This is a genomic window from Leptolyngbya sp. FACHB-36 (genome assembly GCF_014695955.1).
GTDB lineage: Bacteria > Cyanobacteriota > Cyanobacteriia > Leptolyngbyales > Leptolyngbyaceae > FACHB-36.
This window is the reverse complement of the sequence record NZ_JACJPG010000465.1, coordinates 1-12113: the sequence shown is the minus strand read 5'-3', so window position 1 is coordinate 12113 and position 12113 is coordinate 1. Positions and strand designations below refer to the sequence as shown.

General features: G+C 54.4%; 11 protein-coding genes and 1 pseudogene. All 12 read left to right on the top strand.

Annotated elements, in window-relative coordinates:
• Nucleotides 1-112: pseudogene (locus tag H6F43_RS13340) on the top strand (IS701 family transposase); the annotation flags it as partial.
• 451 nt (nt 113-563) lie between these two features.
• Nucleotides 564-1082, top strand: a complete 519-nt coding sequence (locus tag H6F43_RS13335; protein ID WP_190343230.1) for a DsbA family protein — start codon at nt 564-566, stop codon at nt 1080-1082.
• A gap of 357 nt (nt 1083-1439) precedes the next feature.
• Nucleotides 1440-2285 (top strand): DUF2808 domain-containing protein, encoded by an 846-nt coding sequence (locus H6F43_RS13330; RefSeq protein ID WP_242025583.1) that lies wholly within the window; start codon nt 1440-1442, stop codon nt 2283-2285.
• 239 nt (nt 2286-2524) lie between these two features.
• On the top strand, nt 2525-2992 hold the full coding sequence (locus H6F43_RS13325) for a VOC family protein (RefSeq protein ID WP_190343229.1): 468 nt from the start codon (nt 2525-2527) through the stop codon (nt 2990-2992).
• 357 nt (nt 2993-3349) lie between these two features.
• The gene (locus H6F43_RS13320; protein WP_190343228.1) at nt 3350-4039 is read left to right on the top strand and encodes a VOC family protein; all 690 of its coding nucleotides are present in this window, start codon (nt 3350-3352) and stop codon (nt 4037-4039) included.
• Nucleotides 4023-5018 carry a thioredoxin family protein gene (locus H6F43_RS13315; protein ID WP_190343227.1) on the top strand — a complete coding sequence of 332 codons (996 nt, stop codon included), beginning with the start codon at nt 4023-4025 and terminating at the stop codon, nt 5016-5018. The genes H6F43_RS13320 and H6F43_RS13315 overlap by 17 nt, the downstream gene beginning before the upstream one ends.
• Before the next feature lie 186 nt (nt 5019-5204).
• Nucleotides 5205-6563 (top strand): epoxide hydrolase family protein, encoded by a 1359-nt coding sequence (locus H6F43_RS13310; protein WP_190343226.1) that lies wholly within the window; start codon nt 5205-5207, stop codon nt 6561-6563.
• Between the two features lie 156 nt (nt 6564-6719).
• Nucleotides 6720-7649: an NmrA family NAD(P)-binding protein gene (locus H6F43_RS13305; RefSeq protein WP_190343225.1), complete on the top strand. Its 930-nt coding sequence runs from the start codon at nt 6720-6722 to the stop codon at nt 7647-7649.
• Nucleotides 7650-7843: 194 nt separating this feature from the next.
• Entirely contained in the window at nt 7844-8707 is an 864-nt protein-coding gene (locus H6F43_RS13300) for an alpha/beta hydrolase (RefSeq protein ID WP_190343224.1), read from the top strand.
• 163 nt (nt 8708-8870) lie between these two features.
• On the top strand, nt 8871-9467 hold the full coding sequence (locus tag H6F43_RS13295; protein WP_190343223.1) for a redoxin domain-containing protein: 597 nt from the start codon (nt 8871-8873) through the stop codon (nt 9465-9467).
• A gap of 3 nt (nt 9468-9470) precedes the next feature.
• On the top strand, nt 9471-10520 hold the full coding sequence (locus H6F43_RS13290; RefSeq protein WP_190343222.1) for an alpha/beta hydrolase: 1050 nt from the start codon (nt 9471-9473) through the stop codon (nt 10518-10520).
• Nucleotides 10521-10573: 53 nt separating this feature from the next.
• Nucleotides 10574-11944: an epoxide hydrolase family protein gene (locus tag H6F43_RS13285; RefSeq protein WP_190343221.1), complete on the top strand. Its 1371-nt coding sequence runs from the start codon at nt 10574-10576 to the stop codon at nt 11942-11944.
• The last annotated feature ends 169 nt before the right edge of the window (nt 11945-12113 follow it).

Below are 12113 nucleotides of genomic sequence, written 5' to 3'. Positions count from 1 at the left end.
TGGCGATGAATATCGCACCAAACCACAAATTGCTGCTGCCATGATTTGTGAGTTGAGCGCAATGGGATTCCAATTTGAATTAGTGCTGGCAGATAGTCTTTATGGTGAGAGTGTTTAAGATTCCATCATTAGGACATGGATTTGCTCAATTGATTGCGCAGATGCAACAGTTTTATTGTCCAGTAGTTCATGATCTGTTGCTACCTCGTCTCCTATTTAGCTCTGCCTAAATGATGAAAGAGGGATATTCAACTTAAGTTTGAGCTTGAAGTGCAACCTTAAGTTGAAATCGGTTTCCCTCATGAGAGTGCTTGATGAATCACTCTTTCTAAGGTGCAAAATTGCAAACCCTGAGCAGGCGACAAACTAAAGTCAATTGCATATAGTGAACTCACGCTAACAAAGGCCGCCAATCAACTAAGTTACAGAACCTCAGTTTACTGAATATCGATGGCAAAAAGAGGGTTGTAGACGGTTGGTTGCGAGGAGCATATTTTCCCTCGGAGGGATCCGTGAATCATGACCATACTCGCAGGTCTGTCCCACGTTCAGCACAGGATCATATGGAAGGTAGATTGGATGCCCCCGTGATACTAGTGATGTATGGAGACTATCAATGCCCTCAAAGTGCGGACGTTTACAAGTTGATTAAAGCCGTTCAGCGGCAGCTTAGTGTTTCCTTAGGAGAGAATTACCTATGTTTTATCTTTCGGCATTTTCCACAGCGTCAAATCCATCCCCATGCTCAACGTGCGGCAGAAGCAGCAGAAGCCGCTCAAGATCAGTTTTGGCAGATGCATGAGATGTTGTTCAATTTTCAACAAGCGTTAGGGGATGGCTATTTGGTAGAGTATGCCGATCATCTAGGACTCAACATTCGGGGATTTCTGCAAGAATTATCCGGGGGAGTGCATATCGATCGCATCAATAAAGACATTGAAAGCGGGATTCAGAGTGGAGTAACGGTTGCTCCAACCCTGTTTATCAATGGAATCCAATATACCGATCGCTGGAACGCTGAGCAACTGATAGCCGCCATTATCGCTGCAAATAATCAAGGATTTCCATGGCGCCACGTTTGACCAATCCGTGAATGACATCGTCTGGAAAACGATTCCTTCTTAGTAGCCTGTGACTTAGAGAGAGCGAGCCATCAACCTGAATTGCAGCGATTTATGGCTCCTCCTGTGCAGTACTTCCGATCGCGGAAAGAAGTAGTTTCGTTGATCGCAATAGAAATCCCGCGTTGCTCAAACGCTTAGTATCACTGACGAAACTTACGTTTGCAGCATCCCAAAGAAGCTCTGGGTAAGCGATCGCTTGCGCCAACTTGCCAGCTCGAGATCAAGCAGCAATTCGAGCATTCCCTCTAGTTCAGTTCATTGAATCTCGTCTTGTCGTGTCCCTTTTACTTCATTTACATCTTAAGGAGATTGACCATGCAATTCCACAAATTTACCATCGGCCTAACCTTGACGATCCTTGCCGCATCTGCACAGCAGCACGCAGCTACTGCCGCCCCGGCATCAGCCTCTCGTACTTTAACTAAGTATGAAGTCATCCTTCAACAGCTGGGATTACAAACCACCCAGCCACAAACAACTCAATCTCAAGCAATCCAGTCCCAGCCACAAAAAAGTATGATTGGAACCACCAATCAGCCATTAGCATCCCGTACTTTAACTAAGTATGAAGTCATCCTTCAACAGCTGGGATTACAAACCACCCAGCCCCAAACTACCCAATCTCAAGCAATCCAGTCTCAAACACCTCAATCTCAAACACCTGACTTACAGTCACAAAAAAGCATCGCAACTGATCCAGCTAGGCAAACCTTTTTTAGCCATCCACCACAATTGGTTCGGGCGGCTGCCTTCCCAAACGGAGGAAGTGTCTCTTCCACCTATGAGTTCACGCTAACCGTGCCCAAGGATGCTGGACAACCCTTGAAAGCAGTCACAATTGCACAGGCAACCAACGTAGAAACGGTCAAATTTAATGGTGCCAACCATAAAGCCTTCATCGGCAGACGATTCGCAGATGGACCTGAAATTCGTTTGGCAAGCGTCGGTGGTGCTCAGCCTGCTAACCCCGGTGAAGCAACGATCGTGTTTGATCCACCGGTGCAGCCTGGTAGCACGGTGACGATCGCGCTTGCCGCACAGAGAAATCCAAGCTGGAATGGTGTTTATCTGTTTGGTGTGACGGCTTATCCCGATGGAAAGAACGGGCTAGGACAGTTCTTAGGCTATGGACGCATTAACTTCTACGGCAACTCAAACTAAGTAGCGTTCCACTCGCTGATTCAAGGGATGAATTGGACATCGGATGGATGAGAGGTAGCCGTTCAATTCATCCCACCTCAGGGCACACCAAAGCTCAATTCACTTGCAGGTTGCAAGTCCAGGAGCCCCTCATTTAAGTCGCGTTTTAACTCAACGAACTTGAGTGGTGTGCATGGGGCGATCGTAGAAGAATGAAACGTAATCCATCTGAACAGCAAATCCACCAAAAGGAGAACAAGATGAGTAGCAATCAAGTAACCAATCAAGCCATGAAACTCGAAGTTGTGGTGATACCTGTTGCCGATGTCGATCGAGCCAAAGACTTTTACAAAACATTGGGATGGCGACTCGATGCTGACTTTCCTGGCGAGAATGGCTTCCGAGTCGTGCAGTTCACCCCGCCTGGATCACAAGCCTCAATTATCTTTGGTAAAGGAGTGTCGTTAGCCGAACCAGGCTCAGTTCAAGGCTTATATCTCATCGTTTACGATATCGAAGCAGCCCGTGCTGAACTCGTTGAGCGGGGTGTTGAGGTGAGTGAGATATTTCACGACATTGGCGGGATCTTCCACCATGCCGGGACTGAGGGACGAGTACCAGGTCCCGATCCAAAGCGTGGCGATTATGCTTCCTATGCCTCGTTCAGTGACCCAGATGGCAATGGTTGGGTGCTCCAAGAGGTCAGGGTGCGGCTTCCCGGACGGTAATGAGACATCGATCGATTAAGGATCAAAAGGAACCAACAGTATCAGGCGTCTCGCTCCTTTTGATCCCCCAGTGCAGCAGCCATGCACAAACCGAAAGAGCGAAAGACAATATACAAAACAACACCTGGAACGACGACACCCGATTAATACCAATTCTCTAAATTTCAGCCACAGATCAAACCGCTAAAACGTAGGCAAACTCAAGCTTCTGCAATTGCGAATTACGAATTACGAATTACGAATTGGTATAAGTCGCGTTTTAACTCAAAGAACTTGAGTGGTGTGCATGGGCCGATCGCAGAAGAATGAAACGTAATCAATCTGAACAGCAAACTTACCAACCAAAAGGAGAACAAGATGAGTAGCAATCACGTAAACAGTCCAAACATGAAACTCGAAGTTGTGGTGTTCAGCGTTTCCGACGTCGATCGCACGAAGGCATTCTACGAGAATCTCGGCTGGCGACTCGACATCGACATCGCAGCGGGTGACTACCGCAATGTGCATCTGACACCGCCCAACTCGGAAGCCTCGATCATCTTTGGCAAGGGAGTCACTCCAAATAACTCTAGCTCAGCGCAAAACCTGGTTCTCGCTGTGGACGACCTCGACGCAGCCCGCAAAGACTTGATCGATCGTGGCGTCAATGTCAGCGAGATCTTCCACTACGCTGGCGGACCCTTCAACAATGCGGTAGAGAATCCACGCATTTCCGGGCGCGATCCACAAGGTCGTTCCTACTTCTCCTTTGCCTCGTTCGAGGACCCGGATGGGAACCTCTGGCTGCTCCAGGAAATCACAACGCGGCTCCCTGGTCGTCTGTGGGACTCGACGCCATCGCAAAACGTGGACGTTGCAACCCTTGCAACCCTTCTGCGCGAGACGGCAGAGCACCACGACCCCTACGAGAAGACGCACGCCAAGCATAACTGGTGGGACTGGTACGCGCCCTATCTGAGTGCGCGTCAGAAGGGCAGCAGTTCAGAAGAGGCCGCCGCCGCTGCTGACCGTTACATGGAGGAGGTTGTTTATGCTCTCTCCAGATAATGCGATCGGAGCTACCACATTCAGCGAACTGCCTTCGCTTGCCGGCGCAACTACGTGGCTCAATTCACAGCCATTAACCGTTGATGAGCTGCGTGGAAAAGTCGTGCTGATCAACTTCTGGACGTATACCTGCATCAATTGGCTGCGCCAACTCCCGTATGTTCGCGCGTGGGCTGAGAAATATCAGGATCAGGGACTCGTCGTAATTGGTATACATACCCCGGAGTTTGAATTCGAGCAGACTATCGATAATGTCCGCCGAGCCTTGACGGACATGAGCATTGACTATCCGATCGCCGTGGATAACGATTATGCCGTGTGGCGCGCGTTCGGGAATCATTATTGGCCAGCCCTTTATTTTGTAGATACGCAAGGACGCATTCGGCATCACCAATTCGGCGAGGGCAATTACGAGAAATCGGAACGGGTCATTCAACAGCTCCTGTCTGAGTCCGGAACTGACCGTGTTGATCAAGAACTGGTCGAAGGCAACGCTCGCGGTTTTGAGGCTACCGCCGATTGGAACAGCCTGAAATCGCCTGAAAACTACCTCGGTTACGAAAGAACGGAGAATTTTGCCTCTCCCGGCAGCGCGGTGTTGAACAGACCTCATTCATATACCGTCCCCGCGCAATTGAAACGTAATCAATGGGCACTTTCGGGCAATTGGACGATCGGAAGACAAGCCATTGTACTAAATCAGTCCGGTGGACGGATCGCGTACCGCTTCCACGCCCGCGACCTTCATCTCGTCATGGGTCCGGCTGAGCCAGGAATGTCTGTGCGGTTTCGCGTGCTCATAGACGGACAGCCGCCAGTCGCGGCTCGCGGACTTGATGTCAATGAGCGAGGCGAAGGCACCGTTACCGAACAGCGGTTGTACCAACTGGTTCGACAGCCGCACCCCATCCGCGATCGATCGTTCGAGATCGAGTTTCTAGATTCCGGGGTGGAAGCGTTTGCATTCACGTTCGGCTAATCACGCAAACAAATACGCCTTCGCAACGAGCGATAAGAGTGCGTGGTGTTGGCTATTTGCTCAGAATTCAGCAGCTTCAAAATCTAACCGCTTTTTCTGGGCTAGACCAACACCAATACTCACATTTGAAACAAATAGCCAACTCAATGAAAACAAGTTGAGTTAAATCCAATCGGAGAACGATCAATGTCCGACAAAATCAACCATCAACGCCGTCGCTTCTTAGGCATTGCAGCCATGACCCTTGCGACTACACAGCTCGGTCGATTCGGTTCTGCCAACGCCCAATCCAGCCAAACAAAACCAGAGGGGACCACCACGACTCAACCTGGAAGCGTGCAATCCACCGACTCTAGCGCAATTCGCCCCTTCCGCATCAACATGTCGGAAGAAGCACTCGTCAATCTCCGTCGCCGCATCGCAGCAACGCAATGGCCCGAAAAGGAGACTGTCACTGACCTGTCGCAGGGTCTACCGCTTGCAACGATGCAGAAACTCGCGCGCTACTGGGCAACCGATTACGACTGGCGCAAGGTCGAGACAAAGTTGAACAGCTTGCCGCACTTCATCACCACGATCGACGGTCTGGACATTCATTTCCTTCACGTTCGATCGAAGCACGAAAACGCGTTGCCGCTCATCGTTACGCACGGATGGCCCGGCTCAATCATTGAGCAGCTAAAGATTATCGATCCATTGATCAATCCCACAGCACATGGCGGAAAAGCTGAGGACGCGTTCCATCTGGTGATTCCGTCGATGCCTGGCTACGGCTTCTCCGGCAAACCGACCACTACTGGCTGGGGCGTCGATCGCATGGCACGGGCTTGGGACGTGTTGATGAAGCGGCTGGGCTACACCCGCTACGTTGCTCAGGGTGGCGACTGGGGTGCGTTCGTCGTTGACCTGATGGGTGTGCAGGCACCCGCGGGATTGCTCGCCATCCACACCAACTATCCTGGGACAGTTCCAGCCGACGTTGACAAAGCGCTCGTGGCTGGCGACCCACCTCCATCCGGTCTGTCGGCTGAGGAAAGGCGCGCCTACGAGCAGCTGGACAGAACGCTGAAGCAAAGAGTCGCCTACGCCAAGTACATGGCATCGCGCCCGCAGACGTTGTATGGAATTGCGGATTCGCCCGTCGGGCTGGCTGCTTGGCTGCTCGACCACGATGATGCTGGCGGACAGCCTGCCGCCGCAGTCTTCGAGGCTCTGAACCGAACCACAAGCACCACGGGCGAACTGACGCGCGACGAGATCCTTGATAACATCACGCTCTATTGGCTGACGAACACGGGAGTCTCCGCGTCTCGTCTCTATTGGGAATATAAGGGTGGCTTTTGGAACGCCAAGGGCGTCTCTATTCCAGTGGCGGTGAGCGTCTTTCCCGGCGAGGCCTATCAGGCTCCGCGGAGTTGGACTGAGCGGGCTTATCCCAATCTCATTTATTATAACCAGCTCGACAAAGGCGGACACTTCGCAGCCTGGGAGCAGCCAATGCTTTTTGCTCAGGAACTCAGAGCGGGTTTCCGATCGCTGCGCTAAGTCCGAGGACACAAACGAGCCTCCCGCTATTCGTCCAGCCAGTACCTGCCAAGTCAGACAGCGAGGGTCGCAACGTTGTTCTCGTCGCTAGTGCCCCCGAAACTCCGAACGCCTCCTGGTCCATCTGAATGCAATTAAGAGGTAAATGATATGACGATGAAATCTTCACATGACAACCCAATCCTCGTGACCGGGGCGGCAGGCGATATTGGTGCGATCGGACGCAACCTCACCGCAATGCTGCTCGACAAGGGGCATCAGGTGCGTGCCTTGGTTCGGCGAGAAGATGAACGCGCTGAAGGTCTGCGCCAGCTTGGAGCCGAGGTTGTGCAGGGCGATCTAACCGATCTGGACTCAATGCACCGGGCGATCGCAGGGGTTGCACGCATCTATTTCAGCATGTCGGTTTCGCCAGCGTATCTTGAAGCCACGGTCAACACGGCTGCCGTAGCGCGCCATCACGGCGTTGAGGCTTTTGTGAACATGTCGCAGATGACGGTGACGCAGATGAGCATCACCGAGACGACTGATAGCCCACAGCACAAGCTGCACTGGCTTGCAGAACAGGCATTGGCGTGGTCAGGGCTGCCGATCGTCACAGTGCGACCGACGGTCTTCCTGGAAAGCTTCTTCTTGCGTCTCGCTGCTGCTGGCGTCCGGGATAGCGACGAACTGGCGCTGCCGTTAGGTAATGGCAAGACCTCACCGATCTCGGCGGTTGATGTGGCGCGCGCCGTTGCCGTGATCCTCGACGACCCTGCCCCGCACATTGGTCAGGTTTACAATCTGACCGGATTTGAATCAGCCGATCTGAACCACTATGCGCGCGTCTTTTCCGAGGCACTCGATCGCACGATCCGCTATTGTGACGTGCCGCTCTCCGGGTGGGTTGATACGCTTCGCAAGTTTGGGGTGCCAACGCACCTCGTCAACCACCTCGCGGTGATGGCTGAACTTCATCAGCAGGGGCGGTATGACCGCATGACGGATGACCTGTTCAAGCTCACCGGCAAAACGCCGACGAGCATGTACGACTTCGTGAAATTGCACGCTGCTGAATTCACGCGGAGTCAAGTCGCGGCTTGAGGGGCAGTCGCTCGTAGTGCCGATCTTGAGGAGATTCGTACTGCGTTTCGATCGCTACTCTAGTTAGCTCGACCACACACAAACCCAAAAAATCCAAAACTACTTAAAAGGAGGACACCGTGGCTCAATCAGGAGTGACGCAACCAAACAGCGGACAGGTATCTGATAGCGGTGCGATCGGGCGAAACGAACCCATGACCGTCTCGTTGCATACGTCTATCCAGCCGCGATTCCGTACCATCGACGGGCTATCCATTCGCTATGCCGAGAGCGAGGATCCGGGGCGGGGTGTGCACGCCCTCCTTCTCAGCCCATGGCCAGAGAGCCTGTACGCGTTCGAGTCAACGTGGTCGCGGCTTGCTGAGCACGCACACCTCGTGGCAGTGGATCTCCCGGGCTTCGGACACTCCGAGCGACGCGACGCGCTCCTGTCTCCGCGCACGATGGGCGAGTTCGTTGTGCGTCTTGCTGATGAATTTGGGCTGGAGCAGCCGCACGTCGTCGGTCCCGACATCGGCACTAGTGCCGCGCTCTTCGCCGCAGCCCTCCACCCGGGACGGTTGCGTAGTCTCGTGGTCGGGAGCGGGGGCGCAGCAGTTCCGCTACAGCTAGGCGGGGTGCTGAAGGAGTTTGTCGAGTCCCCTGACCTCGATCCGTACCGCCGCATTGATGGGCGACAGATGGTCACCGCGGCGATGAGGAAGATCGAGCGATACACTCCTTCGGACACTGCCCACGAGGACTACCTCTCGGCTTACGAGGGCGATCGCTTTGTCGAGTCGATGCGCTATGTGCGCAGCTTCCCAGCAGACCTGCCGGTCCTGAGCGAGCTGCTGCCCAGTATCCAGACACCGGTGCTAATTATTGCCGGTCGGCGGGACCCGATCGTGCCCCCGGTCAACGCGGAGTTCCTTCACGAACGGCTGCCCGCGAGCAAGCTCGCCGTCCTCGACACCGGGCACTACACCTGGGAGGACGCGGCTGACGAGTACGCGGCGATCATCACGGGCTGGTGGAACGGAAGCTACGCGGTCGTCGGCCACCCAGCTGGCGGCTGATCTCGCTGGCAAAGGTTCAAGAATTTCATTTGCCCGCACTAGGCTCACGGTTGCCTGGGACTCCAGACTCCAGAACCTGTTGAAACTCGCCGAAGCCCGTGCGCCCGGTCATCGATCGCTAGAATGCTCGCAACGTGCATGAAACTATTCAGGAGGATTTCATATGCGCTCTGACATTGTTCCAGGGGTTGTCTTCCCCGACTACGAACTGCCCGACCACACCGCGAAGCGCCGGAAGCTCTCTGAGCTGCAAGGACAACATCCGATGGTTCTCGTCCTCAGCCGTGGAGGGTACTGCCCCAAGGATCGCCGACAGGCTGAAGGGCTGGTTCAACTCCATCGTGAGATTGAGGTCGGCTATTGCCGATTGGTCACGATTAGCACCGACAACATCACCGAGACGAATGAATATCGCAGCGGCGTCGGTGCTCACTGGCCGTTCCTCTCCGACGCGGGACGCAAAATCCAAAAAGACCTCGACATCGCCGAATACACGGACCCGCTCCACAATCCCATGATCCCCTACACGATCGTCCTTGAGCCGGGTCTGGTCATTTACAAGATCTACATGGGCTACTGGTTCTTCGGGCGTCCCACTATCGAAGAGCTACGCCAGGACTTGCGCGCCGTGCTCAAGAAATGCCGACCGGACTGGGACATCACCACACCCGCACTGAAAGCGGCGTGGCAGGAAGACCGCAAAGAGCTCTTCTACCCGTACGGCAAAACCTATGCCCAAACGATCGGCGAACAGGATTAGAAAATGTCCGACAAAATCAACCATCAACGCCGCCGCTTTTTGAGCATTGCGGCCACGACTATTGCGACTACACAGCTAGGACGATTCGGTTCTGCCAACGCACAGAGCAAAACAAAACCAGCAGTTCCATCCATGATGAAGCCAGGAACAAACATGTCGTTCGGCTCACTCAAGCAAATCGATGCTGGTGTCTTGAACGTCGGATACGCTGAGGCGGGTCCCGCAAACGGTCGTCCAGTCATCCTCCTGCATGGGTGGCCCTACGACATTCACAGCTATGTCGATGTCGCTCCGTTGTTGGCGTCGGCGGGGTACCGGGTGATCATCCCGTATCTGCGCGGCTATGGCACGACGCGCTTTCTTTCCAACGAAACGGTTCGCAATGGGCAGCAGTCGGCGCTTGCGGTCGATATTATCGCGTTGATGGATGCGCTCAAGATCGAGAAGGCGATCCTTGCTGGTTATGATTGGGGCGCGCGCACCGCCAACATCCTCGCGGCACTCTGGCCCGATCGCTGCAAGGCGCTCGTTTCCGTAAGTGGCTATTTGATCGGCAGCCGTGAAGCCAACAAGATGCCACTGCCACCGCAGTCCGAACTCGAATGGTGGTACCAGTTTTATTTTGCAACGGAGCGCGGCAAGCTCGGCTACGAAAAATATCGGCACGATTTCAACAAGCTGATCTGGCGGCTTGCCTCGCCGAAATGGAACTTTGATGACGTGACGTTCGATCGCAGCGCAGCATCGTTCAACAACCCAGATCACGTCAGCATTGTGATCCATAACTACCGCTGGCGGCTCGGACTAGCTGAAGGCGAGTCCAAGTATGACGAGTTTGAGAAGCGACTCGCCACATTCCCCATGATCACTGTGCCTACCATCACGCTGGAGAGTGATGCCAACGGCGCACCACATCCAGATCCCAGTTCCTACAGCAAGAAATTTTCGGGCAAATATTTGCACCGCACGATCAAAGGCGGCATCGGGCACAACCTGCCGCAAGAAGCGCCACAGGAGTTTGCCAAAGCTGTCGTTGAAGTTGACGGTTACTGATCGTGTTTGGCCTGAGTCGTGAGACGAACAATTTGCAGCAAAGAGACACCACCATGACCAAATTGAAAAAATTACATTACAAACCCAAAGCCCGCACCACAGCTGCCCTTGTCCTGTCACGGCTCCTCGTCGCGCTTTTTGTAGCAACGGTGTTTCTGGCACCGCCCACTCGCCTACTTGCGCAGCAATTCGCCCAGACGATCGCACAAGCTCAGGTCGTGGACAAAGCGATCGCAGACAACGCCATCCGCCCCTTCCGCATTCGTGTTCCGCAGGAGGCGATCGACGACCTCCGCCGACGCATTGCAGCAACCCGCTGGCCTGACAAGGAGACTGTCGTCGACCAGTCACAGGGCGTGCAACTGGCGACAATGAGCGAGCTGGTGCGCTACTGGGGAACGAAGTACGACTGGCGGAAAGCTGAGGCAAAGCTGAATGCCCTACCGCAGTTCATCACGAACATCGACGACCTGGACATTCACTTTATCCACGTCCGCTCCAAACATCCGAACGCGTTGCCGTTGCTCGTCACGCATGGATGGCCCGGATCGGTCATTGAACAGCTAAAGATCATCGAACCGCTGACCGATCCGACGGCTTACGGGGGTCGTCCGGAGGACGCCTTCGACCTGGTGATCCCGTCAATTCCCGGCTACGGCTTCTCCGGTAAGCCGACGGGCACTGGTTGGGACCCCGATCGCATCGCGCAAGCCTGGGCGGAACTAATGCAGCGCCTCGGGTACACCCGCTACGTTGCTCAGGGCGGCGACTGGGGGTCTCCCATCACCAGTGCAATGGCGCGTCAAGCACCAGCAGGCTTACTCGGCATCCACCTCAACTTGCCAGCAACGATTCCGCCCGATGTAGCCCCAGTGCTCGCCAGCGGCGGACCTGCACCAGCAGGACTATCCGAGAAGGAACGGGCAGCGTTCGACTCACTTGACACGTTCAATAAGCAGGAACGGGCTTATGCTGTGATCATGGGCACGCGGCCGCAGACGATCGGGTATGGCATAACGGACTCACCGATCGGACTTGCGGCGTGGCTACTCGGGCATCCAGGTTTCGCGCAGTGGACAAGCAGCCGCAGCGATTCCGAAAAGTCCCCGACGAAAGACGAGGTGCTGGATGACATCACGCTCTACTGGCTAACGAACAGCGCAGTCTCGTCAGCTCGGCTGTACTGGGAGAACAAGAGCAGCCTCTTGAACGCGATCGCGCAGAAAACCGACGAGATCTCGCTCCCAGTAGCCATCACAGTATTTCCAGGAGAGATATACCGAGCACCAGAGACGTGGGCTCGGCGCGCTTATCGCAATCTGATCTACTTCCATGAGGCTGACAAGGGCGGTCACTTTGCGGCGTGGGAACAGCCGGAAGTCTTCGCCGAAGAGATCCGCGCGGCGTTCAAGTCACTGCGTTAGTTAGCGCGCAGGTCTGGATCAATCGGACATGCAAAAACACGAGACACCGTTGAACGCCCAAAAGTTTTTACAGCAAGACCAATCGATTCACACGACAAACAAGGAGAATTGGATGACTCAATATGATTACATCGTCATTGGTGCTGGGTCGGCTGGCTGCGTGGTCGCT